Annotated in this window: 21 protein-coding genes and 5 pseudogenes; 14 read left to right on the top strand and 12 right to left on the bottom strand. The window is 59.5% G+C overall.

Features of this window, described 5'->3' with window-relative positions; translation table 11 throughout:
• Nucleotides 1-4: 4 nt before the first annotated feature.
• The 3 genes from bioD to bioA are packed head-to-tail and all read right to left on the bottom strand — an operon-like array spanning nucleotide 5 to nucleotide 3,418.
• Nucleotides 5-754 (bottom strand): dethiobiotin synthase, encoded by a 750-nt coding sequence (gene bioD / locus CTP10_RS40820; protein WP_116321264.1) that lies wholly within the window; start codon nucleotides 752-754, stop codon nucleotides 5-7.
• Entirely contained in the window at nucleotides 751-1,974 is a 1,224-nt protein-coding gene (gene bioF / locus CTP10_RS40815) for an 8-amino-7-oxononanoate synthase (protein ID WP_116321263.1), read from the bottom strand. Before bioF ends, bioD begins: the two co-directional genes overlap by 4 nt.
• Nucleotides 1,964-3,418 carry an adenosylmethionine--8-amino-7-oxononanoate transaminase gene (bioA, locus tag CTP10_RS40810; RefSeq protein ID WP_116321262.1) on the bottom strand — a complete coding sequence of 485 codons (1,455 nt, stop codon included), beginning with the start codon at nucleotides 3,416-3,418 and terminating at the stop codon, nucleotides 1,964-1,966. The genes bioF and bioA overlap by 11 nt, the downstream gene beginning before the upstream one ends.
• 426 nt (nucleotides 3,419-3,844) lie before the next feature.
• Between bioA and CTP10_RS40805 the strand changes: the two genes are divergently transcribed.
• Complete coding sequence (locus tag CTP10_RS40805) at nucleotides 3,845-4,552, top strand: GntR family transcriptional regulator (protein WP_116321261.1); 708 nt, start codon at nucleotides 3,845-3,847, stop codon at nucleotides 4,550-4,552.
• A 100-nt stretch (nucleotides 4,553-4,652) separates the two neighbouring features.
• Here the strand turns inward: CTP10_RS40805 and CTP10_RS40800 are convergent, their stop codons facing one another.
• The 7 genes from CTP10_RS40800 to CTP10_RS40770 form a co-directional block, all read right to left on the bottom strand.
• The gene (locus tag CTP10_RS40800; protein ID WP_116321260.1) at nucleotides 4,653-5,360 is read right to left on the bottom strand and encodes a GntR family transcriptional regulator; all 708 of its coding nucleotides are present in this window, start codon (nucleotides 5,358-5,360) and stop codon (nucleotides 4,653-4,655) included.
• Between the two features lie 190 nt (nucleotides 5,361-5,550).
• Nucleotides 5,551-6,906, bottom strand: coding sequence for an acetyl-CoA carboxylase biotin carboxylase subunit (locus tag CTP10_RS40795; protein WP_116321259.1), 1,356 nt, complete (start codon nucleotides 6,904-6,906; stop codon nucleotides 5,551-5,553).
• Nucleotides 6,907-6,982: 76 nt separating this feature from the next.
• Nucleotides 6,983-7,186 (bottom strand): hypothetical protein, encoded by a 204-nt coding sequence (locus CTP10_RS40790; RefSeq protein ID WP_147316231.1) that lies wholly within the window; start codon nucleotides 7,184-7,186, stop codon nucleotides 6,983-6,985.
• A gap of 149 nt (nucleotides 7,187-7,335) precedes the next feature.
• Complete coding sequence (locus CTP10_RS40785) at nucleotides 7,336-8,916, bottom strand: acyl-CoA carboxylase subunit beta (RefSeq protein WP_116321257.1); 1,581 nt, start codon at nucleotides 8,914-8,916, stop codon at nucleotides 7,336-7,338.
• A 10-nt stretch (nucleotides 8,917-8,926) separates the two neighbouring features.
• Nucleotides 8,927-9,148 carry a biotin/lipoyl-binding carrier protein gene (locus tag CTP10_RS40780; RefSeq protein WP_116321256.1) on the bottom strand — a complete coding sequence of 74 codons (222 nt, stop codon included), beginning with the start codon at nucleotides 9,146-9,148 and terminating at the stop codon, nucleotides 8,927-8,929.
• A 62-nt stretch (nucleotides 9,149-9,210) separates the two neighbouring features.
• The gene (locus tag CTP10_RS40775; protein WP_116321255.1) at nucleotides 9,211-10,434 is read right to left on the bottom strand and encodes a CaiB/BaiF CoA transferase family protein; all 1,224 of its coding nucleotides are present in this window, start codon (nucleotides 10,432-10,434) and stop codon (nucleotides 9,211-9,213) included.
• 20 nt (nucleotides 10,435-10,454) lie between these two features.
• Complete coding sequence (locus tag CTP10_RS40770) at nucleotides 10,455-11,450, bottom strand: Bug family tripartite tricarboxylate transporter substrate binding protein (RefSeq protein WP_116321254.1); 996 nt, start codon at nucleotides 11,448-11,450, stop codon at nucleotides 10,455-10,457.
• A gap of 513 nt (nucleotides 11,451-11,963) precedes the next feature.
• Between CTP10_RS40770 and CTP10_RS40765 the strand changes: the two genes are divergently transcribed.
• The 6 genes and pseudogenes from CTP10_RS40765 to CTP10_RS40740 form a co-directional block, all read left to right on the top strand.
• Complete coding sequence (locus tag CTP10_RS40765; protein WP_116321253.1) at nucleotides 11,964-13,172, top strand: DNA-binding protein; 1,209 nt, start codon at nucleotides 11,964-11,966, stop codon at nucleotides 13,170-13,172.
• A gap of 163 nt (nucleotides 13,173-13,335) precedes the next feature.
• Nucleotides 13,336-14,541, top strand: coding sequence for an H-NS histone family protein (locus CTP10_RS40760; protein ID WP_116321252.1), 1,206 nt, complete (start codon nucleotides 13,336-13,338; stop codon nucleotides 14,539-14,541).
• A gap of 176 nt (nucleotides 14,542-14,717) precedes the next feature.
• Nucleotides 14,718-14,987: pseudogene (locus CTP10_RS40755) on the top strand (H-NS histone family protein).
• A gap of 116 nt (nucleotides 14,988-15,103) precedes the next feature.
• Nucleotides 15,104-15,559: pseudogene (gene ybgF, locus CTP10_RS40750) on the top strand (tol-pal system protein YbgF); the annotation flags it as partial.
• A gap of 184 nt (nucleotides 15,560-15,743) precedes the next feature.
• A pseudogene (locus CTP10_RS40745) lies at nucleotides 15,744-16,691 on the top strand (IS110 family transposase); the annotation flags it as partial.
• A 131-nt stretch (nucleotides 16,692-16,822) separates the two neighbouring features.
• Nucleotides 16,823-17,323, top strand: a pseudogene (locus CTP10_RS40740) (IS110 family transposase); the annotation flags it as partial.
• A gap of 35 nt (nucleotides 17,324-17,358) precedes the next feature.
• Here CTP10_RS40740 and CTP10_RS40735 read toward each other — a convergent pair.
• Complete coding sequence (locus CTP10_RS40735; protein WP_147316230.1) at nucleotides 17,359-18,087, bottom strand: TetR/AcrR family transcriptional regulator; 729 nt, start codon at nucleotides 18,085-18,087, stop codon at nucleotides 17,359-17,361.
• A 170-nt stretch (nucleotides 18,088-18,257) separates the two neighbouring features.
• On the opposite strand from CTP10_RS40735, the gene CTP10_RS40730 reads away from it, so the two are divergent.
• The 7 genes from CTP10_RS40730 to CTP10_RS40700 all read left to right on the top strand — a co-directional run bounded on the left by CTP10_RS40730 (nucleotide 18,258) and on the right by CTP10_RS40700 (nucleotide 25,731).
• Nucleotides 18,258-19,322: an ABC transporter ATP-binding protein gene (locus tag CTP10_RS40730; protein WP_116321250.1), complete on the top strand. Its 1,065-nt coding sequence runs from the start codon at nucleotides 18,258-18,260 to the stop codon at nucleotides 19,320-19,322.
• A 32-nt stretch (nucleotides 19,323-19,354) separates the two neighbouring features.
• Entirely contained in the window at nucleotides 19,355-20,410 is a 1,056-nt protein-coding gene (locus CTP10_RS40725; RefSeq protein WP_116321249.1) for an ABC transporter substrate-binding protein, read from the top strand.
• 15 nt (nucleotides 20,411-20,425) lie between these two features.
• Complete coding sequence (locus CTP10_RS40720; RefSeq protein ID WP_116321248.1) at nucleotides 20,426-21,322, top strand: ABC transporter permease; 897 nt, start codon at nucleotides 20,426-20,428, stop codon at nucleotides 21,320-21,322.
• Nucleotides 21,319-22,125 carry an ABC transporter permease gene (locus tag CTP10_RS40715; RefSeq protein WP_116321247.1) on the top strand — a complete coding sequence of 269 codons (807 nt, stop codon included), beginning with the start codon at nucleotides 21,319-21,321 and terminating at the stop codon, nucleotides 22,123-22,125. The genes CTP10_RS40720 and CTP10_RS40715 overlap by 4 nt, the downstream gene beginning before the upstream one ends.
• A gap of 22 nt (nucleotides 22,126-22,147) precedes the next feature.
• Nucleotides 22,148-23,773, top strand: a complete 1,626-nt coding sequence (locus tag CTP10_RS40710; protein ID WP_116321246.1) for a class I adenylate-forming enzyme family protein — start codon at nucleotides 22,148-22,150, stop codon at nucleotides 23,771-23,773.
• Between the two features lie 47 nt (nucleotides 23,774-23,820).
• Nucleotides 23,821-24,588 carry an enoyl-CoA hydratase/isomerase family protein gene (locus CTP10_RS40705; protein ID WP_116321245.1) on the top strand — a complete coding sequence of 256 codons (768 nt, stop codon included), beginning with the start codon at nucleotides 23,821-23,823 and terminating at the stop codon, nucleotides 24,586-24,588.
• 141 nt (nucleotides 24,589-24,729) lie between these two features.
• Nucleotides 24,730-25,731 carry an MDR family oxidoreductase gene (locus CTP10_RS40700; RefSeq protein ID WP_116321244.1) on the top strand — a complete coding sequence of 334 codons (1,002 nt, stop codon included), beginning with the start codon at nucleotides 24,730-24,732 and terminating at the stop codon, nucleotides 25,729-25,731.
• Nucleotides 25,732-25,973: 242 nt separating this feature from the next.
• Here CTP10_RS40700 and CTP10_RS40695 read toward each other — a convergent pair.
• Nucleotides 25,974-26,159: pseudogene (locus tag CTP10_RS40695) on the bottom strand (IS630 family transposase); the annotation flags it as partial.
• Between the last annotated feature and the right edge of the window lie 146 nt (nucleotides 26,160-26,305).

The raw sequence follows: 26,305 nt of genomic DNA, 5'->3' as shown, positions 1-26,305 counted from the left end.
CAGGTTAGGCAGTTTGGCCTCGGGTCTCGGCCAGTTGATAGGCGAAAGGAGCTGTCAGTAGCGGTGACAGATCGATCGCTGCGGCGGCTTCCCGCGGATCCTTCTGCCAGGGGATTTCCCCAAGGCAGGGGGCATCCAGGGAGGCGCACAGCGTGGCGATGTTCTCGGCGGCCAGGGCCATATCCGGATCTATGCGGTTCGCGATCCAGCCGGCGAGTCGTAGGCCCCGCGCACGTACCGCGGCGGCAGTCAGCACTGCGTGGTTAAGGCACCCCAGCCGGATACCGACCACCAATACCACCGGCAGGCCGAGCATGACGGCCAGGTCAGCCGTGGTCCACTGGGCCAGGCCGGCGGATAACGGCACATGAAAGCCGCCCACGCCTTCCACGACTACTGCACTGGCGCGTGTGCACAGCTCGCTGAACGCGGCTTGGATGGGCTCGGGCGTGATTTGCGTGCCCTCGAGCGCCGCGGCCAAATGCGGCGAGCAGGGCGTGCGCAGCAGGAAAGGGCAGGTCATTGCGGGCGGTACGTCCACGCTGCTCGCATTGCGCAGTGCGGCCACATCATCGTTGTGCCAATGGTCGTCACGCCATTCGCTGCCACTGGCCACCGGCTTCATCCCTACGCTGGGATAGCCGGCAGCGCGCAGCGCATGCAGCAATGTCGCGCTGGCGTAAGTCTTGCCGACGCCGGTATCGGTGCCGGTGACAAAGCAGGCAATGCCTGCGAAAGTGCCCGTCGCATTCATGCCGTCTCCTTGTGCGCCGCCAGGACTCCCAAGCTGTCCAGCAGCCGCGCCACGTCGGCGCAGGTATGTTCGGCCGACAAGGTGATGCGCAAGCGCGCCGTGCCATCGGGCACCGTCGGTGGCCGGATCGCAGTGACGCGGATGCCACCGGCCTCCAGCGCCTCGGACAGCGCGAGCGCAATCGAGTTGCCGCCCACGATCAGGGGCTGAATCGGCGTTGCGCTGTTGACCATGCGCCAGCCAGTTTGGGGGTGGCGGGCTTGCAAGATCTCCAGGCCACCGCGCAGGAGGGCGATCGATTTCGCCACTTGCCCGCGCCGCTGCCGGCCCTCGTCGCCCGCGATCAATGCCAAGCTGGTCAGAAGCGCATGGGCCACTGCCGGCGGCGCGGCCGTGGTGTAGATATAAGGTCTTGCGACGTTGACCAAGTGCTCCACGATCGTGGTGTGCGCGGCCACAAATGCACCCGCTACGCCAGCGGCCTTGCCCAGCGTGCCGATGTAGATGAAGCGCTGCGACATCAGCCTGAGATGCTCCAGCACACCGCGGCCGCGCTCGCCCAGCACGCCGAAGCCGTGGGCGTCGTCCACGACAATCCATGCGTCGTGCAGTTCAGCCAGTGCCAGCAGTTCAGCCAAGGGGGCAATGTCGCCATCCATGCTGAACACGCCGTCGGTCACGATCAGTTTGAGCCGGCTGCTGCTGACGGTCAGCTGCCGGCTCAACGCGGCGGTGTCCCGGTGCGGGTAGCGGCGCACCTCCGCACGAGCGAGCAGCGCGCCATCGATCAGTGAGGCGTGGTTGAGCTTGTCGCAAAAGAGGGTAGCGTCGGACGTGCCGAGGGCGCTCAGCACCGCCAGATTGGCCATATAGCCGGTGCAAAAGTAAAGCGCCCGCACGTCAGGAATATAGGGCGCCTGCCAGTTTGCCAGCTCGGCCTCGAGCTGATGGTGGACCACCGAGTGGCCGCTGACCAGATGGGAGGCTCCGCTGCCGGCACCGTAGCGATGGGCGCCCTCGGCGAAGGCGTCGACCACTGCGGGATGGTTTGCCAGGCCGAGGTAGTCATTGCTGCAAAAGCTCAGCAACGGGCGCGCGGCACCGTGACCGTCGCTGACCGCCTGGTGCGGCGCGCAGGCGGTATGGGTTACGCGGCGGCGGCGCGTTAGCGCGCTCGCAGCTCGCTCGGCGGCAGCGCGCTCGAGTCGCTCAAGCAGCATGGCAGACCTCCATTGGCGCACCGCCTTGGATTTGCGACGCTTCGGTCAGCGTCGCATCGAGCGCAGCCTGCAGTTGTTGGCCCAGCCATTGCGCCTGCGCTTGGTCGAAGCAATACGGTGGCAATACGTAGAGGGTGTTGCCGATCGGACGTGCCAGGACGCCGTGGGCCAGCGCCGATCGGTGGAAGCGCGCGGAAAAGTCGGCTCCTGCGAACTCAGGCCGCACGTCGGCGGCCCAGATCACGCCACGCTGGCGCGTATGCATCAGGCGCGCGTCCGCGCCGAGCGACGCCAACGCCTCACCAAGCCATTGCGCGCGCTGACGATTTTGCTCGATGACGTGGTCATACTCGAACAGGTCTAGCGTGGCGAGTGCGGCACGGCAGGCCAGGGGATTGCCGGTGTAGGAATGCGAATGCAGAAAGCTTCTGGCCACATCATCTGCAATGAAGGCATGTTGAATTTCCGGCCGCGACAGCACCAGGGATAGCGGCAGATAGCCGCCGCTGATGCCTTTGGACAGGCACAGGAAATCCGGCCAAAGATGGGCTGGCAACGGCGCTCTGCCCTCACGCGATTGCTCCCATGCGAAGAAGGTGCCAGTGCGGCCACAGCCAACCGCGATCTCGTCCGCAATCAGGTGAACCCGGTAGCGGTCGCACAGCGCCCGTGCCCCGTCCAGATAGGAAGGGTCGTGCATCGCCATGCCGGCCGCTCCCTGTACCAGAGGCTCGACGATCAGCGCTGCGATTTGTCCGGAGCGTTCGCGCAGCAGCGCTTCCAGTTCCGCCAGGGCACGCGCGGCAACGTCAGCAGCCGATTCTCCACTCACAGCCTGGCGCCCATCAGGCGACATCACGACATGGGCCCGGCGGATCAATGGGTCGTAGGCGTCGCGGAAGATCTCGACGTCGGTCACGGCCAGGGCGCCCACCGTTTCGCCGTGGTAACCGTTCCGGAGGCAGATGAATTCCCGCTTGGCTGTCAGACCGATATTGCGCCAGTAGTGAAAACTCATCTTGAGCGCGATCTCAACGGCCGACGCGCCGTCCGACGCGTAGAAAACATTGCCGAGTGCCCCACCGGTCAGTGCCGACAAACGCTCGCCCAGTTCCACTGCGGGTGCGTGGGTGCATCCGGCGAGCATCACGTGCTCAAGCGTTTCCAGCTGGTGCACCAGGGCGGCATTGATATGTGGGTTGGCGTGACCGAACAAGTTGACCCACCAGGAGCTGGTGGCGTCAAAGTAGCGCCGCCCCTCCGTGTCGATCAGCCATACGCCTTCGCCACGCGCTATCGCCAACGGCTCGACGGTGTCACCGGGTCTGAGTGCAGTACACGGATGCCACACGGAACGCACACTGCGCCGGGCGAGACTTGTGGCAGCGAGCCGGGTGCCCTCCACCGGCACCGAGTCGGCACTGCAAAGCGTGAGGTATTCCATAGTGTCCTACCTTTATCGATCGTGCTCTGCGGCCAAGACCGCGAGTGGTTTCTTCCGGTTCTATGCGCTGGTCGGGCGAGTTCACCAGCGATGCCACGCCCCCTGCCCGTCAAAGTCGTCGCTTTCCATCTTGCGCAAGGTCAGTATGGGCACAGAAGACAAAAAAGTAAACTATTTTGTAGTCTATTTTGACTACCGTAATGGTTTGTGCTCAATGTGTCGCGCCGGTACGGAAAAGTTGTCGAGACTAGGGAGCCTGCACTGAACAGTGGACGTGTGAAGGAAGGGCGCTTGCGGACCGGAAAAGTGAGGGGGCCAAAGCTGAACTCGACGGCAGAACCCTCTGGCCTCCAAAAGCGCTTACAAAAGGGTTTACTATTATGTTTTCAAGAACACTGATCATTCGCGCGCACGGAACGGAACACCATGACAGCTACAGCGAAAGCCAGCCAACAGAAAGGCGTCGCCGGCAATCAAGCCGGGAAGTCGAAGGCAACGTCGGCAACAGCGATTGCGGACGAACTACGGGCCCGGATTGCTCGCCATGATCTACTGCCGGGGACGAAGCTTGTGGAAGCTGAACTGGCTCACGAGTTTGATTCGACGCGTCCGCGCATCCGGGAAGCTCTGGCGGCACTGGAAGAGCGTGGGTTGGTGGAGCGAATTCCCAATCGAGGGGCCATCGTCACCCGCATTAGCTTTGAGCAGATCCTGCAAATTTACTGCGCCCGGGAAGCACTTGAAGGCATGGGCGTGCGCTTGGCCGCGCAAAACGCTCCACAGGGGGAGTGGGACGATCTGATAGCCCTGTTCGGGGCTCCAATGGAAGAGGCGCTCGAGAAAGGGGATTTTGATTTCTACATGGCGGGCTATGAGCAGTTCCGCCAACGCGTCTTCAAGAATGCAAATAACCCGATTATCCAAGGCATGCTTGACACGATCGTTGAGCGCTCGCAAGCTGTTATCCAGCGTGCGATCGTTCTGCCGGGCCGGGCGCGTCTGGGGCTGGAGCATCATCGAGCCGTGCTTGCCGCCCTGCGTGATCGCGATGCGGACAAGGCTGAATCGATCCGACGCCAGAGCCTCAGAGAGGCGGCAGAGTATTTAAGCCGCTTTCGCAAGTATGTCGTTTGAGCACCAATATCGGCGCTTGCAAGTCGCCATCAGCCCGAGTTGAAAGGCGCGTAGTGATTGGCGGGTGGCAGCCACAGGCATTGCAGGGCGCGCGCCACCGCTAAACCAAATACTTTTGATAACGAGACAAGGTTTTCTTGGCGCTCTGAAAATTCTTCCGCCGCAACGCTTCTGCTGCCGCGGCATCGCCTGCCCGCATTGCGTTCAGCACGGCGGAATGCTCGGCAAGGCCTTGTTTTGGCCGGCCGGGAAGTATGATGATGCGTCGGATCAGGAATTGCGTCTTGTCCCAGATACTATCTAGCATTTCGGCGAGCGGAGGGTTGGCCGCTGCCTCAATAACTCTCCGGCGAAAGAAATCATAACCGTCAATAAAGGCGTCCAGGTTCGATTCCTCGACATACTGAACCATCGGACCGTTAAAAAAATCAACCAGATCTTGCCACGATTCCGGCGGTACGTTTTGAGTCGCCAATCTGACGCAAAGCCCGTCGAGCACCTCACGCACGTCGTAGATGTGCAATAATTGTTGAAGATCGATCCGTGTCACCACCGCGCCGCGGTTTGGTATTCGCTCAATGAGACCACGCTGCGCGAGAGCCGCAAAAACCTCTCGCACCAGCGGGCGCGGCACGTCAAATTCTTCGGCTAGATCCTGCTCCCTCACCTTGGCGCCAGGCAGAAGATCTTGCTTCGCGATTCTTGCGCGCAGTATCCGCAGTATCTCAAGCGCTTTGTTCGCACCGTCACCGCGCTGCCGGGCCCGGACTTCCGAGCCAAGGACTTGGGAGGTTTCGGCATTGTTCATCGCCCGTTCCCATCGTTGTTACTACGTCTTCACTAATAATTGTGCAAGGCGAACGCATTTCGCTAGCTCCCTTATTTCCGCTCACGAAAGCGACACGCCCATCCCACTAGCAAGGAGCTGGATTCAAGCCAGCACAATTCGGTGCGGCCTGAAGGACGCATTCTTTTCGCAAGGGACGTCACTTGTCTCGCTATTTCTTCGCCTCGCCGCTGGCGAAAAGGTCCTGCACGAGGCTCGTGTGCAAATCACCCGCGCGCCAGGCAGGAAAATCAAGCATGCGCTGCAAGAGCGGAATGTTGGTCTTTACGCCCTCAATTCTCGTTTCGGACAGTGCCTGCTCTGCAAGCTCGATGGCCGCATGCCTGTCTGACGCGTGAATCACTAGCTTCGCGATCATAGGGTCGTAGTACTGGCTTACGGTGTTTCCCTCCGCATAGCCTGTCTCGATTCGGATGCCGGTACCCGATGGCAGGCGGAAAGTCTGTAGGATGCCCGGCGAGGGGAAGAAGCGGACGGGGTCTTCCGCATAAATTCGCAGCTCGATGGCGTGACCCGAAGCCGTCACCGGCGTGGGAAGGACATCGCGCAGGGCCTCACCTGCCGCAAGACGGATTTGTGCTTCGACCAGATCCACCCCGGTAATGGCTTCGGTGACCGCGTGCTCAACCTGCAGGCGGGTATTCATTTCCAGAAAACTGTAGCTGCCGTCTGAGCCGCGCAGCATCTCCACGGTCCCGATCACGTCGTAGCCGAGCTTACCCAGCAATCTTGCCACACGGTCTGCGACTTCGTCGGCCTCGCCGGGTGGCAGTCCAGGCGCGCAGGCTTCTTCGATTACCTTCTGGTGGCGTCGTTGCACCGAGCAATCCCGCTCCATCAGATGCTGCACGTTGCCGTGCCGATCGCCGAGGATCTGGAACTCGATATGCCGCGGCCGCTCAAACAGCTGCTCCAGATACACGTCGCCATTTCCGAAACTTCGTTGTGCAAGCGCTCTTGCGCGGCCGACGGCTTCCACGAGTTCATCGGCGTCGTGGGCGGCAATCATGCCAATGCCACCGCCGCCTCCGGCAGGCTTAACCAATATCGGATAGCCTACTTCAACGCCAGCCGCCCGGATCGCGGCGGCGTCGTCGCCGATAATGCCAGAGGAGCGGCACATCGGCATACCGTGTTGCGCCATCAAATTGCGCGCGCGGGTCTTATGTCCCATCGCGTCGATCCAGCGCGGGCTGGGGCCAATAAACGTTAGGCCCGCTGCTTCCACGCGGCTGGCGAATCCTGAGTCTTCTGACAAGAAGCCATAGCCGGGGTGCACCGCATCGGCACCCGAGCGGCGTATTGCGTCAAAGAGGGCAGGTTCGTTCAGATAGCTCTGTGCCGCCGGTGATGGTCCGATGCAATACGCCTGGTCGGCTTCCGCCACATAAGGCAGGTCACGGTCGGCTTCGGAATAAACCACGATCGACCGCAGGCCCATCCTGTGTAAGGTTCGCTGTACGCGAGCAGCCACCGCGCCGCGGTTTGCGATGAGTACCGTTTGCATGTTGTTGATCTCCTAGATCTCAATATCTGGTGAGCCCAAGTGCGCGTCGAATGCCGCCCCACGCCCACGCCCACGCTCAGTCGAAGCCGGTGCTGGCTTCGACCGCATTCACTTTGGCGATGCGCCCAAGCTCGAAATGCTCGGTGCCACAGCCCGATCGCTCTCCGAACGTACTGGTGGCATGTTCGGCCAGGAACACCTCCTTGAGCGCACCATTCCCAACTACGTCGGGCGGTCCCGCCAGTTCGTGAAAACAAGAAAATCGGTCGGTGCCTGCCATGTAATGCGGGCACATCGCGTCGTTGCAAATGCTCGCAATAGCCGTGCTATTGCTGCGCTTTGCGCCTAGCGCTGTATCCCGCATGACATGCCCTTCACCTCCAATCTCAATGATTCAGTGGACTAGTGAAAAAAGGCACGTCGATACTGTTACGGGCGCACGCCGGCCCTAAGTTTCGGGCCCAGCGTGGTTTTCAGCGAGATCTGAGCAGCGTCGATGAAGCGGCAAAGCGTCTGGCGAGTCTCGCGGGGGTCAATGATGTCCTCCACGCCGAAGGCCTCCGCGGTACGGAAGGGTGATGCGAGCTGACGCAGGTGATGTTCGAGCTCGCGTTCCTTTGCCGCAGGATCTTCGGACGCAGCGATCTCGCGCCGAAACGCTGCAGCCACGCCTCCCTCGATCGGCAGCGAGCCCCATTCCGCCGTCGGCCACGCGAGCTTGAGGCCCAAGCCGTTTTTATCGGTGGCTGCCATGCCTGCCATGCCGTAGCACTTTCGAATGACTACCGTCACTATCGGCACAGTAGCCTGCAGACTGACGAACACGCTGCGCATGCCTTCGCGAAGGGTACCCTGAGCCTCTGCGTCGCGACCGACCATAAAGCCGGGCACATCCACCAGGAACACCAAAGGGATATGGAAGGTGTCACACAATTCGATGAAGTGCGTTTGCTTGCGCGCAGCCTTGGCATCAATGGCCCCACCGTAAGCCATGGGGTTGCTCGCTACCACGCCCACAACCTTGCCATTCAAACGCGCTAGGCATGTGATTACCGCCTTGCCGTATGTGGGTTGGATTTCGAACATCGAGCCACGGTCAAATACCATGCGCACAATCTTGCGCATGTCATAAGCCTTACGCCTAGCGGATGGCACGATGGTCGCCAGTTCCTCGTCGCGACGATCGGTCGGATCATCGCACGGCGTCACTGGCGGCAGTTCCCACACGTTCTGCGGCATGTACGACAGATAGCGCCGGATCATCGCGAAGCAGTCCGCCTCGGTTTCAACGGCATTGTCTACCGATCCAGCCAAAGCCACTGCAATCGGGGCGCCTCCGAGGTCTTCTTTAGAAATTTCCTGGCCAAGCGAACGTTTCACCACCGGGGGCCCTGCGGCGAAAACATGGCTGGTGCCATTCACCATCACCGACCAGTGTGACATGATAGCCCTTCCGGCTGGCCCTCCTGCTGCCGTACCCAGCACGGCACTGACAACCGGTACTTGGCCAAGCAGCGCTGCGGACGTTTCAAAGCCATGCACGCCAGGAAAGACTGTATGGCCTCGCCGTTGCGCAGAGGTGACGCTGCCGCCCACGCCGTCAATCAGGTTGATCAGCGGAATCTTGTAATTCAGGGCAAGATCTTCGACGAAGCCACCTTGACCGCCTTTTTTCCGGTCGCCGCTCCAGCTTGTGCCGCCGCGTACGGTATAGTCCTCTCCGCCGATTGCGACAGGACGACCGTCCACGTTAGCTAGCCCCATCACATACGGCGCTGGTGTAACCTTCGTCAGCACACCGGCCGCGTCGTAGTGGCCTTGGCCGGTGAGTCGGCCGACTTCATGGAACGAGTTTTTGTCAGAGAGTGCCTCGATGCGCTCGCGGATCGTCAGCTTGCCGGCCGCATGATGCCGTTCGATGGCTTCAGGCCCGCCGAGTCCCAACGCGAGTTGGCGGCGCCGTTCGAGTTCCAGAAGGTCCTCGGAGGGAATGCTATGGTTCATTTCCATGGCCATCTCCTTACGCCGGATCGACTACTGCCATCACTTGGCCTTCGGCGATTGGCTCGCCTTCTTTGACCAGTACCTGAGATACCGTACCGGCGTACATCGCTTCTACCGGAATCTCCATCTTCATCGATTCGATGATGAAGAGCACGTCGCCTTCGGTTACGGTCTGTCCAATCTCGCACTCGCACTTCCAGACAGAACCAACCACCTCCGATTTCACTTTGATGCTCATAACCTCCATCCTTGCAATTTAAATGTCGTAACGTTGTGGGAAGAGTTGAGGTGTAGTCTGGCTCAGTGGGCCAGGGCCGGGTCATAAATGACGCCGCGCCGCTGCAGAGTGGACACCGCCTCGGAGGTAAGCCCCAGCATGCGGGCAAGGACTGTGGCGGTGTCGGCGCCGGTGTCGCGACCAAGTTCCCGCACTTCGCCAGGGGTTTCGGTGAGCCGCGGCGTTACGTTCGGAACAGCGACCATGCCCACCCTTTCGTGCGGCCGGCGTTGAATGCTGCCGCGTGCGGCGAAGTGGGGATCGGCAAAGACATCATCGATGTTGTAGATCTTGGCATGTGGGATATCGTGGTCGCCCAGCACCTGGTGAATCTCGTGATAGGTTCGCGCACCGATCCAGCATTGCACGACAGCATCCACCTCATCGCTGTGTTGGCTGCGCATCATGTTAGAGGCGTAGCGAGGCTCGTTGGCCAGTTCTGGCTGACCCATCGCCACGCAAAGGCGTCGGAAGATTGGGTCCGCAAGCGCTGCAACATGGATGTAGCAGCCATCGCCGGCTTGATATAGGTTGTTGGGGCTGGACCCTGGCAATTGTGAACCCGCCCGCTGGGCGATAACGCCAAGTTGGTCGTAGGCCATGACGTGCGGTTCCATGAAGCTAAATGCGCATTCGGCCAGCGCGGTATCCACCACTTGGCCGCGTCCTGTGCGGTGGCGGGCTTCCAGCGCCAGCAGCGCGCCAAATGCTCCATACAGCCCCGTGAGGTAGTCCGACAGCGAGGTGGCAACTCGTGCCGGCGGGCGATCTGGATCGCCAGTAATCGAGCGCAGGCCGCTAATGGCTTCACCGATCACGCCGTAGCCTGGCTGGAGACTGTATGGGCCATCCTGACCGTAGCCACTGATACGAACCATGATCAAACCAGGGTTGCTTGCACTTAGGGACTCGTAAGCGAGGCCCCAACGTTCCATCGTGCCAGGGCGGAAATTTTCGACCACGAAGTCGGCCTTGTTGATCAGCTGTCGTAACAGCGATTGCCCCTCTTCAGTGCGCAGGTCGACCGAAATCAACTCCTTGTTGCGGAACATGGAAAGGGCGTACAGCGATACGCCGTCTTTATGGCTGCCCATTGAGCGCAACGCGTCGCCCTCGGCCACCTCGACCTTGATGACGGTTGCGCCAAAGTCGGCCAGCAGCCTGCCGCAGAAGGGGCCAGCAACGGTCGAGCCAAGTTCGATAACGGTGTACCCGGACAGCGGTTGGATACGTTGGTTGGGAGTCATTCGGGAAATCTCCGCTCGTGTCATTGGTTGACGGTCACATTGGCGTTCTTCACGACGCTGCGCCACTGGAGCACTTCCTTGTGCAGGGTGACGCGGAACTGGTCCGGACTTCCGCCAACGAGTTCCAGGCCCCCCGCCGATTGCAGGCGCTCTTTCAGTTCAGGCGAGTTTTTCAGCAAGTCATTCACTTCGCGGTTAATCCGCTGAACGATCTCCGAAGGCATTCCCTTCGGCCCCATCAGTCCAAAGAACAAGCTGCCGTCGTAGCCCTTTAGGCCAGCCTCGGCAAAGGTAGGCACTTCGGGTGCCAACGGCGAGCGCGATTGGCTGGAGATGGCCAGCGCGCGGACACGACGAGCCTGGATGTTGGGTGCAGCGAGCAGGATGGTGTCGGTCACCATGTCGATCTCGCCCCCGAACAACGCAGCGACAGCCTGCGAATTGCCGCGGTACGGTACATGCGTGAACGATGTGTTGGTGAGTGTCGCGAGATATTCGGTGGCCAGATGTGATGAGCCGCCCACGCCGGAGGAGCCGTAGTTGATCTTTTTGGGATGGCTACGTGCGTATGACAAAAGCTCGCTCAGCGTTTTGGCCGGGAAGTCATTCCGGACCAGCAATACGGTAGGCAGTCGGCCGACCAATGCAATCGGCGTGAGATCTTTTTCAACGTCGAACGAGAGGTTTGGATACACCGCAGGGTTGACAGCGATCGCGCTCGACACGGTCAGCAGGGTGTAGCCGTCTGGTGCGGAGCGGGCAACGGCTTCTGCCGCGAGGCTGCCACCCACGCCTGTCTTGTTCTCGACAACGATCGATTGCCCGAGCCGTTCCGACAGGTATTGGGCCACCACGCGCGCCACGATGTCGGTAGCGCTACCAGCGGAGAAGCCGACAAACATCTTGATCGGCCGATTCGGATACTTGCCTTGCGCTTGCAACGGTCCACTGGTGATGGCCATCCCGACAAGGGCCAAAGCGGCCGCCCGAAAAGCGCGATTGATCAATGACAGCATCAAAGGTCTCCTTCTGTTTTGCTGTTCTTACGGCGGGTGTTGTGGGGATCCACTGACCCGGTCCACGGCAACAAGACATTTTCCCCACGCCGCGTCTTCCCGGCTCACCGGCAGCAATCCGCCAACTCGTACGGTCTGCACAGCGCGCGTCTCGTTGGTCTCGCATCGACTCCAATATACGTCATGAAATCAAAATAGCAAACAAAATTGTAGTCTATTTGGGATACTAAAAAAGACCGCGGCGTTCGTAATGGTTTGATGCGAGCCAACCAGGCCGTCACTGCGGCCTTGTCATCGCCAGCGGAGATCCGAGCCGGCGCCCCGGGGGGTACCGGGCGCCGTCAGCCCTGGTTAGGACAAGCGTCGGCCAGGCTCTCGTAGAGCCTTAAAAATCACACCTAGCTTCGACATTGTAGACATAAGCGCAGTTATGTCTAAAGTATGCCACCTGAAATCGGTTTTACTACGTATTACGGTGTAATATTTATCATCACTTTTCCGTCTTCTTCTCCCATGCCCGCTGCCGACCTGGATCTGACCGACGCCGCGCTGCAAGCGGATCTCACCGAGCTGCGCAGCCGCTTTCCCGAGACTCGCGCGCTCTACCGCGAGGTCTGCGGCCTGCTGTTCTTTCGCTACGGCGTCACGCCCACGGCCAACAAGCTCTACAGCCTGGTGCGCAAGGGCAGCATGGGCACGCCTGCCGAGGTGTTGCAGGCGTTCTGGCAGGAGCTGCGCGGGCGCGCGCGCGTGACCATCGACCATCCCGACTTGCCGGAGGCGTTGAAGGACATCGCGGCGGGGGCGGTGCAGACCATCTGGCAGGCGGCCAACGAGGCCGCCACCGGCGAGCTGGCCACGCTGCGCGCCGAGGCTCGCCATGCGACCAGCGTCGCCGAGGCCGAGCGCGACGCCGCGCGGGCCGAGACCGCGGCGGCGCGGGAGGAGGTGGCCGCCCTCTCAGCGCAGTTGGCCGAGGCGCGCGACGCGCACGACGCCGTGCAGGCGGAGCTGGTCGCGGAGCGGCAGGCGCACGCGGCGACCCAGGCCCGGCTGGATGCGGGGCGGGCGGAACTGGAGGCCGCGGGTAGGCAGCTGGCGGAGTTGCGCACCCAATTCTCGACGGAGCTGGAGCGGGCGCGCGAGGCCGTGACGCTCGCGCAGGAACGGGCGGAAGCCAGCGAGCGGCGCAGCCTGCGCGAACTGGACCAGGAGCGCACCGCGCGCCAGAAGAGCGAGCGCACGGCCGAAGACCTGCGCGCCGAACTGGCGGCGGCACGCAGCGAGGCGCGCGATGCGGCGGTGGCGCAGGCGGAGGGCCGCGCGAAGCTGGAAGCGCAGGGCGTGGCGCTGGCCGAGCGGCTCGCGGCCACCGAGCAGGCGCAGCGCAAGGCGGCGGGCGACCTGGACACCGTGCAGGCGGAACTCGCCGCGGCGCAGCGCCGGGCCGAGCGGGCCGAAGCGGAAGCGGCGCTCGCGCGCCAGTTGCTGGCCACCCTGCGCGTCGCGCCGCGCGAACGCGACGGCGGTGGCGGTGGTGGAAGGCGGCGCAAGGGCGGCAGTTCGGCGGCGACCGCGCCGGAAGAGCAGGGCGACGGTCAGGGGGAAGCTCAGCAGGATGAGCAGGGCGAAGAACAGGGCGACGAGCCGGGGGCGGCGCTACCCAATAAACGGGACGAAGGCAACGACAGCAGTGACGGCAGCGATGACAGCAAAGACTGAGCGGGCGAACGCGATCCGCCGGATCCAGGCGCAGATGGACGACGACGGGCAATCCCCCAACCCTGCATCACATAAACGCCGATGGGTAAGTTCGAACGACACGCAAGAGACAAGGTCTCACCGTCCATGGGATTAGGAAGCGTCTGCACGTGCAGTGACTTCAATGAAGGAGAACGAATTGGCCCCAGAGCAAGTGGTTGAACCCGTTGTCGCGAGCAATGCGACGGACGGACTTGGTCAGATGGAGCTTCCCATCGCTGAGGCGATGCGCGACGCGGATCCCGTCATTGGTGAAGCCAGTGGTGCAGGCGTCGGTAGTGGCAGCAATGACACTCAGGCCCGACGCATGGACTTCTGGTCCACAAGCCGGGAGAGCGGCCCGACGGCGACCGTGTCATATCGGCGCCGGCGGCGTTACGCAGCCCCGGAAAACGCTTCAACGGAAGACGTGGCACCGGAAGCATCGATGGAAGCCGCCGCCTCGGAAGCGTTGACTGAATCTGACGCGCCGGAAGCGCCCATTGAAGCCATGCCCTCGGAAGCGACCACTGAAGCCGTGGCCGAAGCTCCGGTTGAAGTCCTGGCCACGGACGAACCGACGGAAGCTGCCGCCCAGGACGAACTGGCCGAAACGGCCGCCCCGGTAGCACCGCTTTACGCCCCAGCTCCGGAAGCGGCGCCGGAAGCGATGCAGGCCCCAAAGCGCGGTCGGAAGCCGAAAGCGCTCACCGAAACTGCCGCTGCGGAAGCTGCGCCGGAAGAGACGCGGGCCCCGAAGCGCGGTCGCAAGCCGAAAGCGCTCACCGAAACCGCCGCTCCGGAAGCAGCGCCGGAAGCAGCGCCGGAAGAGAGGCGGACCCCGAAGCGCGATCGGAAGCCGAAAATCCTAGCTGAAGTTGCCGCTCCGGAAGTCACGACTCAAGAGACCCCAACCCGGAAGCGCGGGCCGAAGCAGATAGCACTGCCTGGAGTGGAGGCTGCCCCGGAAGCGCCGACTCAGAAGACGCGAACCCGGAAGCCGCGACAGGAGCAAAAAGCGCCTACCGCAACTCAAAGCCCGTCCCAATCCTCACTGCTCGCTCAACTGGCATCTGTCAATGCGCAACTTGAGCAGTTGCGAGCCACGGAAGTGCCAAAGGTCGTGGAGGAAATTCAGCAGTGGATGCAGGAGTACGACCTCAGCATTGAGGACATTGCGGGCCAGCCCAGTGTTGAGCCCGCTGCCCGCGCTGTTCCGACCAAGACGAAGGCCGCGCCGCCTCCGAGGTACCGCAATCCCAAGACGGGCCAGACCTGGTCGGGGCGCGGTCGGGCACCCGCGTGGATTGGCAAGAAGCCCGAGCGTTTCCTAATCGATCTCTTGTACTGAACGACCGGTTGGCGGGCGCGGCCGATCCGCCCCTATTCTGACTAGCAAACCTCGGCGGACCGGAAGTTCGGCGGCCACTGCGCAGGAAGCCCAAGGGGAAGAGCCAGGCAACGAGCCGGGGGCGGCGGCGCTGCCTAACAATCAGGACGAAGGCAACGACAGCAGTGACGGCAGCGATGACAGCAAAGACTGAGCGGGCGGACGCGATCCGCTGGATCCAGGCGCAGATGGACCACTACGGGCTCACCCTCGAAGAGCTCGACGCGGCGGGGTGCTTCGCGCCACCGCCGCCCCCACCGCCCCCGCCACCGCCCGCACCACCGGCGCCGGTGGTCTGCTAGCGCAATGCGGAAGGGCTGACCTGGGACGGGCAGGGCGAGATGCCCTCGTGGCTCAAGCGCGCCGTCAATGCGGGGCAGAGCGTCGAGTTTTTCCGGGTGGGATAGGGCCGCCGATGCATTCGGCCCGCTGTCCAACGGCGATGTGACCAGGACCAACCGACACAACCCACGACGACCCATTTATGACAGTACGCGTTTTTACCCTGTTGTGGCTCGCCGCCTATTACGCCAACCTGGATGCGCGCCTGAAGAAGTTCGAGCTGCAGCACGCTTCGGTCGAAGACCACCAAGGCACGTCGCAGCCGGGTGAGAAGCCCGAATACGATGCCGCGCTCAAGCATTTCCAGACGGGCGATTTCAAGAGCGCTGGGAATTCGTTCTCGTCGTTTATCAAGAAATATCCGCAGAGCCCCTACCTGCCGCTGGCGCAGTACTGGCTCGGCAACTCGCTCTACGCGCAGCGCGACTACAAGGGGTCCACCTGGGTGCTGCAGAAAATGATCCATGCCAACCCGACGCATCCCAAGGTGCCGGACGCCATGATCGCGGTGGCCAATAGTCAGCGCGACTCCGGCCAGAAGGATGCCGCGCGCAAAACGCTGGAACAGGTGGTGGCCAAGTATCCAGGTACCGAAGGCGCGCGTGCGGCGAACAACCGGTTGAAGAAGCTGAAGTAAGTGCGGGTCTGTTCGCGCTGGCCGTTGAGGCCGGCGCCCGCCGGGTCTGTTGCGGCGGATGCGGCAGACGGGACGCCGCCAGCATGCCAGCCTTAGCTAGGGGGTACGACATAATGAAATGGTCAGCCCGATCGCCCGATGCATCGCCTAGGCTGGAGGCGTTACTTCTCGGAGGGAGACTGCCATGAGTGAAGTCGCGTTGATCGGCATTGATCTCGGCAAACATGTCTTTCACTTGCATGCCCAGGATCGCGGTGGGCATGAACTCTGGCGCAAGAAGGTGACGCGCAAGCAGTTGCTCCTTTTGATGAGCAACTTTCCGCCCTGCACGCTGGTCATGGAGGCCTGCGCAGGTTCCCATTGCCTTGCGCGAGAGCTGCAGGCACTCGGTCACGAAGCCAAGCTAATCGCGCCACAGTACGTCAAGCCGTTTGTGAAGGGCAACAAGAACGATTTCGTGGACGCGGAGGCCATTTGCGAGGCGGCTGCCCGACCTGCCATGCATTTCGTTACGCCCAAGACAGAAGCCCAGCAAACGCTGGCCGCGCTGCATCGCGTCAGGGAAGGATTGGTGCGAGAACGCACGGCAACCGTCAATCGCATTCACGGCATTCTGCTTGAGTTTGGCATCAGCTTACGCGTGGGCATGCGTGTCATTGAGCGGCTGCCCGCCACGTTGGCCGAGCACACGCTGCCTCCCAGGCTCGTGCAGGTGCTAGACCGCTTGCACGCCCATTTCAAGTACCTTGACGACCAGGTCAAGCAAGTGGAGTCTGAACTCTCGCAGCAGCTCAAGGAAGACGACAACGCTCAGCGTCTGCTAGCCATCCCGGGCATCGGAGCCATCACCGCCAGCTTGCTGGCCGCAGAGCTTGGTGATGCCAAGCATTTCCGCTCCGGTCGAGATTTCTCCGCATCGATCGGACTGGTACCAAGGCAGTACAGCACCGGTGGACGACCGATTCTGCTTGGCATCAGCAAGCGGGGCGACAAGACGATGCGGTGTCTGCTGATTCAATGCGCCCGAGCCGTGATGACGCGCCTTCACCGACGCACCGATGCGCTCGGAGACTGGATTCGGAAGATGCTCGTACGGCGCCATTCAAACGTGGTCGCGTGTGCCTTGGCCAATTCCACTCTTCCTCGGGGTAATCGAATGGAAGGGACTTCCCCGTCCCGAGGTTGCGGCGGAAGCCGCCGGTTGGCACCGACGTGCCATGATGGCGTGTCGAAGCTGCATCACAACCAACGAAGGGGAAGTCCATGGCTATCGTTACCGTTGGAATTGATCTTGCCAAGAACGTGTTTGCCATTCATGGCGTCGACGAGGCCGGCAAGGCAGTGCTGGTCAAGCCGAAGGTCTCACGCCATCAGTTGGTGCCACTGATTGCGCAGTTGCCGCCTTGCCTGATAGGCATGGAGGCTTGCTCTGGCGCGCATTACTGGGCGCGGTTGTTTCGCCAGCACGGACACACGGTCAAGCTGATGTCGCCTAGACTGGTGGCGCCTTACCGGATGTCCGGCAAGCGCGGCAAGAATGATGCAGCCGACGCGGCGGCCATCTGCGAGGCGGTGACCCGACCGAGCATGCGCTTTGTGCCAGTCAAGGACGAGCGCCAGCAAGCAACCCTGAGCTTGCATCGAACCGGACAGGGATTCGTAGAAGAGCGTACCGCGACTTACAACCGCATGCGCGGATTGCTGGCCGAATTCGGCGTGGTATTGCCGCAGAAGCCTGAGCGACTGCGCAAGGAGATTGGGGCCCATCTGCATTGGCGGCAATAGCCTGATGTGAAAGCTTACCCCGCCGTATGCCGTTTGATGGTTTCGTTCCAAATGTCGGTTAGCCCGCGAGCCATACTTTCCGAATCAGGAAACGAACGCGAAAGGAGGGAGTCCAGATGAACATATCTCTCCCTTAGGGCTTCGATTGACATAGCGATCATCAAACGCAATGCGCCCTGAAAGGCCAAGTGCTCCCGATCGGTCAGCGGACGAAGCCTTTTTTTCGATGACGCCGATATGACCCGGTCGACCCATGCCGCATTCATTTCTTCGCGCATACGCAGTATTGTTGGCGTATAGGAGGCAACCCTGGTGAAAGCAGCAAACAATCCGGCGTTCGTTTCATATGCGCGGCAGTACCAGAGGTTTGCTTCGTAGACAGCATCGGTGTCTTCCCCTTGTTTGAATGCCCCGGCCGGTCGAGAGCGACGGGTCCATAGCGCTTGGAAAAATGCGCTTAGAACTGTCCCTACCGCATCGTCCATGTCTGTGAAGTTGTTGTAGAACGTTCCCCGAGACAGGCCTGTTTCATCCAGAACCGTCTCCATTGCTGGATTTCTGCTTGGGTTGTCCGAGAGTTGCCGGGCAACCGAGGCCATCACAGCAAACCTGGTCCGGTCTCTCTTTCCAAAGTCGCGATCCTTGCTCCGTGCTTCTAGCAGCACATCAAAGCGGCTGCCATCTTCGATCACTAACGGTGATCCCGCGTAGGAAAGCTCTATTGCTTCTGATCTTGTACTCATCCGTGGTCCGCAGCTTAGCTAGGGTTAAACCTGTGTTGACAGCCTACAGTTATGTACATAGACTCCAAATATGACATGATGTACAAATTTAGCCGGTGCGTCAAGTTTGGTGCCACCAGTTTAGTGCCCAACTGTGGTGGCTGCTCACAGTCCAACCTTTAAGAGTCAGCATGAAGAACGGAGCAAGAATCGATTTTCGCAATGTGCGCAAAGCGTATGCTGATACGACCGCGCTGCATGATTTTTCACTGTCGATCAGCGAGGGGGAGTTTGTAACGATCCTGGGCTCCAGTGGCTCAGGGAAGAGTACGGTACTGAATGCGCTGGCCGGCTTTGCGCCCGCAACATCCGGTGAGATCACGATCGGTGGCGAATCCGTGACATACACGCCCCCCGAACGGCGGAATCTCGGAATGGTCTTCCAGAACTACTCGCTGTTTCCACACATGTCGGTTGCGCAGAACATCGCCTTCCCGCTACGCATGCGTGGCGTAAAAAGGAGCGAAATCGCTGCCAAAGTAGACCGAGCGCTCCATACCGTCCGCCTCGAGAAGTACGCGGCTCGAATGCCAAAGGAATTGTCCGGCGGGCAGCAGCAGCGGGTCGCGTTTGCCAGGGCAATTGTATTTGCGCCGCCTGTATTACTAATGGACGAACCGCTTGGCGCGTTAGATCTCAAGTTACGCGAGGCCCTGCAATTCGAGATTAAGGAAATTCAGCATCTGCTAGGGTGCACCGTAGTGTATGTCACGCATGATCAGCGGGAAGCCCTTGCGATGTCGGATCGCATTGTAGTTTTGAAGGATGGCAGGATCGAACAGGTGGGAACTCCCACCGAGATGTACGACCGTCCGCAGACACGCTTCGTTGCTCAGTTCATTGGCCAGACCAATCTCCTCAAACTTGAACTGAACGAGCAGACGGCTTACCTGCCTGACGTGGGGGCTCAATGGCGAGCGGACAATAAGGCTGATCCTGCAAGCGCGCGTTTCCTGAGCATACGCCCTGAGAAATTGGAGCGGAGGCAGCCTAGCGAACAGGACTTGGTCATCGAGGTCACGGTAAGCGAGGCCGTATTTCTCGGCGACGTGATCGAATACAGCGCACAACATGCAAGCGGATTCAGTGTCAATTTTCGAGAACCAAGAGCGAGTCATGCAAACGTGGCTAGCCGTGGAGAAAAAATCCGCCTCGCGTTCAGTCCTCAGGACGCTGTCATGGTGCCAGGCCATTGACTGCGACCACTTCGTATAGCCGGGAGTTAAAAATGAAAATCTCACGTGTTGTAATGCTTTCCGTCGCCGTTGCAATTCCAATAATCACTTCTAGTACGGTCAATGCAGAATCGATTGTTCTGGCCAATTATGGGGGAACTTGGGCGGCGACATTAAAAAAAGTTTGCATTGACCCTTACAGTAAAAAGACCGGTATTACCGTAACGCAGGCAGCTACTGGTGACTCGCTGGCACAGATTCGCGTTCAGCAAACTACAGGCAATGTCCTATGGGATATTTCTCCCACTGAAGGCGCCTCCCTGCCCGTCGCCCAGCGTAACGGTTGGCTCCAGCCCATCGACTGGAAACGCGTCGATCCCGAGAATAAGTTGAACGCGCTAGCACGACACCCCTATGCGGTCGGGGCCATTGCCTACTCCACAACGATTGGCTACAGAACCGATAAGGCACCGGTTGGCAAAATTCCATCGGGATGGAGAGACTTCTGGGATGTGAAGAAGTTTCCAGGGCCACGCACGCTTCGCGATTCACCAATCGAGAATCTGGAGTTTGCCCTGATAGCAGACGGGGTCCCTGTCGATAAAGTTTACGACGTTCTGAAGGCACCAGGGGGGGTTGACCGTGCCTTCAAAAAAATGGATGAGATTAAGCCGGCCATTACCGTCTGGTGGACCACGGGTCAGCAACCGGTTCAGCTTCTTGCATCTGGCGACGTGTTCTATGCGAGCGCATTCAATGGACGTATCACGCAGATCCAGAAAGACAAGGTTCCGGTAGCAATGATCTGGAATGGAGGTTCTCTCAATGTGAGCTATTACTCCATCCAGAAAGGCGCGAAGAGTCCGACTGCCGCGATGGATTTCATGAAATTCTGCTGGAATGACCCCAATCGTCTGGCCGAAATTGCCCGCGAACTCCCTTACGCAGGATTCAATCCAGAGATGTTCAAGCTACTCAGTGCCGATGAAGCCAAGGCACTTCCTACTGCGCCCGTGAACGTAGCATTGCAATTCACGTTCAACCCCGACTTCTGGGCTGATCACCAGAATGTAATTCTGGCCCGATGGAAGGCATGGCGTCTCCAGTAACAGAATCGAGTTGCAATGAATCTCTCATCTACACACGTATCTGCCGAGGTTCCTTCCAGGGATCAGAAGCTTCGGCCTAACTGGCCTTATTGGTCGATTCTGCCTGCCGCAATCGTCTTTGTGCTGCTTTTCGTGGTGCCGGTGGGTGAGGTCGCGCTCTGGAGCATTAAGGCGGACTCGGGATGGACAACGGCCTTTTTCCGCGCAGCACTTCAGGCCGGCCCATACAGGACGATCCTCATCAATACCATCTCGTTGTCGGCTACGGTCGGCGCGGCATGTGTCATCTTGGGATATCCCGTTGCGTACTACCTGGTCGGACGTCCGCCAGCGCAGCAGCGCATACTGCTGCTCCTAATAATGACTCCCTTATGGCTCAGCGTTCTCATTAGAACGTATAGCTGGATTGTCTTGCTCGGACGCGATGGCTTGATCAACTCATTCTCGCAGGCGGTGGGACTCAGTACTGGTCCGATGCATCTGCTTTACACCAGGGGGGCGGTCTATGCCGCGATGATCCAGGTCCTGCTGCCGATAGCTATTCTGACGATGTTTTCGTCGATGTCGGCCATCAATCGATCCTTGATGAGCGCGGCGAGAATTCTCGGCGCTGGACCTTGGCGTGCGTTTGCTTCAGTGTTCCTGCCATTGAGTGCGGGAGGGGCTGTTTCCGCTGGGATTCTGACGTTTGTTCTCTCTCTAGGTTTTTTTATCACGCCGGCGTTAGTAGGTGGGCCCAAAGACATGATGATCTCTAATGTCATTGCCCAGCAAGTTAGTGAGACACTCGAGTGGAATCTCGCCTCCGCGTTGGGCGTGACATTGCTTGTTGTCGGCTTGCTTATCGTAGGTATGGCAACGCTGCTGCTGCGACGCTACACGTTGCTGACAACAGAAGGGGGATCTCGATGACACAACGATCGCGGTTTTATGCTGGTAAGGCAGCGCTGGTTGCATATGTAGTAGCAGTCCTGCTCTTTCTGCTAATGCCAGTATTCCTGGTGGCGCCAATGTCATTTAGCGAAACTACGTATCTCAAGTTTCCACCGAGCGGTTTCACTCTTCGCTGGTATGGGGAGTTCTTTGAGAGTGAGGCCTGGATCTCGGCGACTACGCGAAGTCTGATTGTTGCGTTTGCTTCGGCTGCCTTGGCCACGATCTTGGGTGCGCTGGCTGCCATCGCGTTACGACGTAATCTAAGAGTGGACCAGTTCTTACGCGGCGCGTTTCTCGGTCCCCAGGTCGTCCCGGTAATCATCTTGGCGTTGGGGATCCTGCTTCTATACAGTAAGCTTCATCTGTACGGATCTGTACTTGGAATCATCTTTGCCCACTCGGTTCTGGCATTGCCGTTTGTTGTCACAAACGTCTCTGGCGCACTGCGGCAACGCGGTGAAACATTGACGCAAGCAGCCAGGGTATTGGGCGCTCGCCCGTGGCAAGCTTTTTGGTTTGTCACGCTACCGTCCCTTTGGCCTGCGTTGACTTCGTCGGCAATCTTTGCCTTCTTCGTGTCCTTCGATGAGTTGGTGGTGGCGCTATTCATCATGGGACGAAATGAGACCTTGCCAATGCGGATCTGGTCGAATGTCCGGGACGACCTGACGCCTGTCGTCGCCGCAGTAGCCACTCTGCTTATTGTTCTGACGATACTCGCCCTCGCAGTTTCAGAGTTTCTCGCACGGCCCCGCGAGATCGGGAAAGAAGTCCAATAATTTTTTTGAATTAGAGAAACAAATGTTTGAAGATTTCAGTACAGAGGATTCTGGCGCTCTTCGCAAGCGCATTGAGGGCGCGCAGCTTCCCGTGTCGGTGTATGAACTTCTGCGTCAGACGGCAGTTCGGCAGGGAGAGTCTCTCGCATGGCATTTCATCGATAGTGATGTAAAAAAGAACTGGCGAGAGGTGCTTGACGCCGTCGATCGAACTGCTGCGGCATTCTCGGAAGTCGGAATTGGGCCGGGTACTCATGTAGCGGTCATGGCGTGGAACTGCGAGCAATTCGCGCTCACGTGGCTGGCGCTCGCACGGCTACAGGCCGTAATGGTCCCAGTGAATGCAGCCTATCTGTCCCGGGAGATTCAGTACGTCCTGGACACTTCGGACGCCTCGTTCCTGATCATCGAAGATGAATTTGTTGCTCGTTTGACAGAGCTCACAAAGATGCCCATTCCGGTTGAGCGGCTGTTTGTCATCGGCGCGTCAGCTCCGGTCGGCGCCTGCACCTGGTCAGAGCTCATGCGCAAGGGTACAAAGGCTGCGCTCCCCCCGATCCCAACGGATCGGGAAAGCGTACTCAATCTTCAGTACACCTCGGGAACAACGGGCTTTTCAAAGGCGTGCATGCTGACCCACGATTACTGGCTGGTACTCGCATTTAGCTCGGCGGCATTTTTTGGCACTGAGCTACGGCGTTTCTATTTAGGGTCTAGCCTTTTCTATATGGTGGGACAGCGCATTCTCTTGAATGCGATGGTGTGTGGTGGAGCCGTCATCGTCCCTCGAAAGGCGGGCGCGAAGCGCTTCATGCAGGACGTTGCGAAGTTCAAATGTGACTACTGTGCGCTATTCGAGATGGTATATAAGCAGCCGCCCATCGAGTCGGATCGACAAAATGTCTTGAAGCTTGCCACGATTTTTGCCTTTGCTCCGGATCATCATCGGGATTTTGAGCTTCGCTTCAATGTCAGGGGCCAAGAGTACTATGGTATGACGGAGATTGGGGGTGCGGCGTATGTCCCTGCTAGCGAACTGTCCCGAATGAGTGGATCCGGAAGTTGTGGCATTGCAGCCCCATTCCGGGAACTTAGAATCTTGGATGCGTTGGGTAACGAATGCCAGCCGGGAGACGTAGGGGAGCTCGTTGTACGCGGGCGTGGCTTGCTCAAGGGCTACTATAAGAATCCGGAAGCCACCGAAGAGGCTTTCCGAAACGGTTGGTTCCACACCGGCGACATCGCGCGGATCGATCAGGACGGCTATCTATATATTCTCGGTCGTATGAAGGATATGGTTCGCCGTAGCGGAGAAAACATCTCCGCGCGAGAAGTTGAAAGCGTGATCCGTAGCATGCCCGAGATTCAAGACGTTGCTGTTATTGCTGTACCCGACTCATATCGTGAAGAGGAGGTGAAGGCGTACATCCAGCTTTACCCAGAGTGCAGTGCAGATGTCGTTACGCCTGAGGCAATTCTAGCGTATTGCGCACCATTGCTGGCTGGTTACAAGCTCCCACGATATATCGAATACCGGTCATCGCTCCCTCTGACGGATTCTCAACGGGTCCAGAAAAAAGTCCTGCGTCAGGAGAAGCCTGATCTTCGGATCGGCGCTTACGACGCGCAAGACAAGGTCTGGCGCTGATACACGATTTGCGAACAGAAGTAACCATATTTTTATCAGGAATACTTATGCCTCAAATTAAGTCAGAGACCCGAGACCATATCCGCATTCTGACGATCTCCAATGAGCCGAAGCGAAACGCGATGGAAGGAAGCATGGCCGCCGACCTTCTTGCGCAGTTCGAGGCGTGTGAGACTGATGCAAGGGTTCGCGCCGTGGTGGTAACTGGGGGGGGCCAGGTAGCCTTTTGCAGCGGTCACGATCTCGCTGAGATCTCGTCAGGCACCCATGCGGCTTCCGGCTTGGGTGAAACCCCGATGCTCCGGCCAATGAGCATGAAAAAGCCGGTCATCGCGGCCGTGAATGGACATTGCTATGCAGCAGCACTCATCTTGGCAATGTCCTGCGATTTCCGTATCGCAAGCAAAAACGCGATGTTCGGCTCGCCGGGCGCGCGTCTCGGTATGTTGCCAGAGGGCGGGCAGATTGGGCGGTTGCCGCTTCTCATGTCTCGTTCTGCTGCGCTTCGACTTATGCTGACCGGAAAACCGCTCTCTGCGGCTGATGCCTATCAAGCCGGTTTTGTCGGTGCATTGGTAGAACCGGGCGAAGCTCTTAATGTTGCGATTGATCTGGCTATCGAGATCGCGGCGAATGCGCCGGCCGTTGTTAGCGCGGTGAAGCGTGGTGTGCTCATTGGGGAAGGGCAAGGAGTCGCTGCGGCGGAAGACTTCGAGCAAAAAATCGCCCGGGAACTGGAAGTAATGCCGGATGCGGTAGAGGGAGTGAGGGCATTCTTCGAGAAACGCGCGCCGGTCTTTACCGGCGCAGCGTAAACATCGACTTGGCGTGGGCGCGGGCAGGCGCTGGCACCTCCTTTCCGCCGAGGCTGCCGTCAGCCCCGACCCCAGACCAGTTTTTGACGCCGATAGGGAACGGTCCACTGTGGGCCTCATATATCCGATCTGGAAATCTACATGTCTATTGACCAATTTCGCGCCGTAATTCTTCGTGAAGAAGAAAAGAAAACTAAAGCCACCGTTGAAACAATCGGTATCGATGCGCTTCCCAGTGAGGACACCCTCGTACGGATCGACTACTCCACGCTGAATTTCAAGGACGCGTTGGCAGTTACGGGGCGCGGGAAGATCGTTAAAGGTTGGCCAATGGTACCTGGCATCGATTTCGCAGGCACTGTAGTCGAATCATCAAACTCGAAGTTCACTCCGGGGACGAAGGTAGTGCTAACGGGCTGGAGCGTCGGTGAAAAGTACTGGGGAGGATATTCGCAGTTCCAACGAGTAAGAGGCGATTGGCTGGTACCGCTCCCCGATGGGCTGGAAACGCGTCAAGCAATGATGATCGGCACCGCTGGCTTCACCGCGATGCTATGTGTCAATGCGCTGGAGGGCGCTGGGATTAGGCCGGAGTCTGGAAAAATCTTGGTGACAGGAGCCGCAGGCGGCGTCGGAAGTATCGCCATCGCCATCCTGAAGAAACTCGGCTACGTCGTAGCAGCATTGACCGGAGATCCGGCAAAGCATGATTTTGTCTCCGCTTTGGGAGCGGATGAGCTTTTGGACGGCCCACAATGGTCAGAGCTTCCCCGCCCCCTAGAAGGGCAACTCTGGGGCGCAGCCATCGACACGGTGGGGTCCAAAGTTTTGGCCCGCGTGCTTGCGGAAATGAACTACGGGGGCGTAGTTGCGGCGTGCGGACTCGCCGGTGGCGCCGATTTGCCGACCACGGTCATGCCGTTTATCTTGCGCAATGTGCGCCTTTTGGGGGTTGACTCTGTAATGCTACCCTCGCAGGAGCGCGTCAAAACCTGGGCGCGATTGGTCCACGATCTCCCTATCCAGATGCTGGAGAGCATCACCGCGAAAACCGTCTCTCTCGACGAGGTGAAGGACGCCTCTGAACGGATGCTGGATGGTCACCTACGCGGCCGCGTTCTTGTCGACGTTAACGCTCGCTGATTCGCGCTCAACCAAACGACACTGCGTGGATTCGCAGTGTCTGGGCATTTCTACAAGGCAATGCGCAGATGTCAGCCCGGTCGGCTTCGTCGCTCCGCGCATGTGCTTGGGATGAGCCGCAATGGGGCGTAATGGCCGTTGGCCAATGAACAGTCGCACTTCGTCGCTCCGTAAGCCAAGATGACTTGCTGAGAAGCGCAGATGTGGAAATTCCCCGGGCGTTCAGGGTCTGCGATCGGGTGCTAGTGTCCCGTTCCGCTGATTCGTTCGCAAAGTCTGTTGAGCTTGGCGAGGATTGAATCAGCGGTAGCGGTCCAAGTGAATGGTTTGCAGTTTTGGTTGTAGTGAGCGACGAAGTGATCAATCTTTTGAACCAGTTCCCTGACCGAGGTAAAGGAGCCGCGACGGATTGCCTTGTCAGGGGTAATCGTACTTTTCGTGCAAAATCTGGCGGTTTCCCTGAAAGCCTTTGTCGACAAGGCTTTCCGACAAGCCCACACTCGTTGGCCGCTGCGAATGCGGAGAGGGCGTAACATATCCGCCCGCGATTCGGATCGCGCCATCTCGATAGGGG

The organism is Cupriavidus sp. P-10, from assembly GCF_003402535.2.
Classification (GTDB): domain Bacteria; phylum Pseudomonadota; class Gammaproteobacteria; order Burkholderiales; family Burkholderiaceae; genus Cupriavidus.
This window is presented reverse-complemented; position numbering and strand designations above follow the sequence as displayed.

Coding starts and splice junctions, on each gene's coding strand:
- CTP10_RS40770 (WP_116321254.1), bottom strand. CDS start 11,450: ATGCTGTCATTGATCAATCGCGCTTTTCGGGCGGCCGCTTTGGCCCTT.
- bioF (WP_116321263.1), bottom strand. CDS start 1,974: ATGCTGCTTGAGCGACTCGAGCGCGCTGCCGCCGAGCGAGCTGCGAGC.
- bioD (WP_116321264.1), bottom strand. CDS start 754: ATGAATGCGACGGGCACTTTCGCAGGCATTGCCTGCTTTGTCACCGGC.
- CTP10_RS40795 (WP_116321259.1), bottom strand. CDS start 6,906: ATGCAAACGGTACTCATCGCAAACCGCGGCGCGGTGGCTGCTCGCGTA.
- CTP10_RS40760 (WP_116321252.1), top strand. CDS start 13,336: ATGAAGGAGAACGAATTGGCCCCAGAGCAAGTGGTTGAACCCGTTGTC.
- CTP10_RS40805 (WP_116321261.1), top strand. CDS start 3,845: ATGACAGCTACAGCGAAAGCCAGCCAACAGAAAGGCGTCGCCGGCAAT.
- bioA (WP_116321262.1), bottom strand. CDS start 3,418: ATGGAATACCTCACGCTTTGCAGTGCCGACTCGGTGCCGGTGGAGGGC.
- CTP10_RS40735 (WP_147316230.1), bottom strand. CDS start 18,087: ATGAGTACAAGATCAGAAGCAATAGAGCTTTCCTACGCGGGATCACCG.
- CTP10_RS40710 (WP_116321246.1), top strand. CDS start 22,148: ATGTTTGAAGATTTCAGTACAGAGGATTCTGGCGCTCTTCGCAAGCGC.
- CTP10_RS40790 (WP_147316231.1), bottom strand. CDS start 7,186: ATGGCAGGCACCGACCGATTTTCTTGTTTTCACGAACTGGCGGGACCG.
- CTP10_RS40700 (WP_116321244.1), top strand. CDS start 24,730: ATGTCTATTGACCAATTTCGCGCCGTAATTCTTCGTGAAGAAGAAAAG.
- CTP10_RS40720 (WP_116321248.1), top strand. CDS start 20,426: ATGAATCTCTCATCTACACACGTATCTGCCGAGGTTCCTTCCAGGGAT.
- CTP10_RS40725 (WP_116321249.1), top strand. CDS start 19,355: ATGAAAATCTCACGTGTTGTAATGCTTTCCGTCGCCGTTGCAATTCCA.
- CTP10_RS40780 (WP_116321256.1), bottom strand. CDS start 9,148: ATGAGCATCAAAGTGAAATCGGAGGTGGTTGGTTCTGTCTGGAAGTGC.
- CTP10_RS40800 (WP_116321260.1), bottom strand. CDS start 5,360: ATGAACAATGCCGAAACCTCCCAAGTCCTTGGCTCGGAAGTCCGGGCC.
- CTP10_RS40775 (WP_116321255.1), bottom strand. CDS start 10,434: ATGACTCCCAACCAACGTATCCAACCGCTGTCCGGGTACACCGTTATC.
- CTP10_RS40715 (WP_116321247.1), top strand. CDS start 21,319: ATGACACAACGATCGCGGTTTTATGCTGGTAAGGCAGCGCTGGTTGCA.
- CTP10_RS40765 (WP_116321253.1), top strand. CDS start 11,964: ATGCCCGCTGCCGACCTGGATCTGACCGACGCCGCGCTGCAAGCGGAT.
- CTP10_RS40785 (WP_116321257.1), bottom strand. CDS start 8,916: ATGGAAATGAACCATAGCATTCCCTCCGAGGACCTTCTGGAACTCGAA.
- CTP10_RS40730 (WP_116321250.1), top strand. CDS start 18,258: ATGAAGAACGGAGCAAGAATCGATTTTCGCAATGTGCGCAAAGCGTAT.
- CTP10_RS40705 (WP_116321245.1), top strand. CDS start 23,821: ATGCCTCAAATTAAGTCAGAGACCCGAGACCATATCCGCATTCTGACG.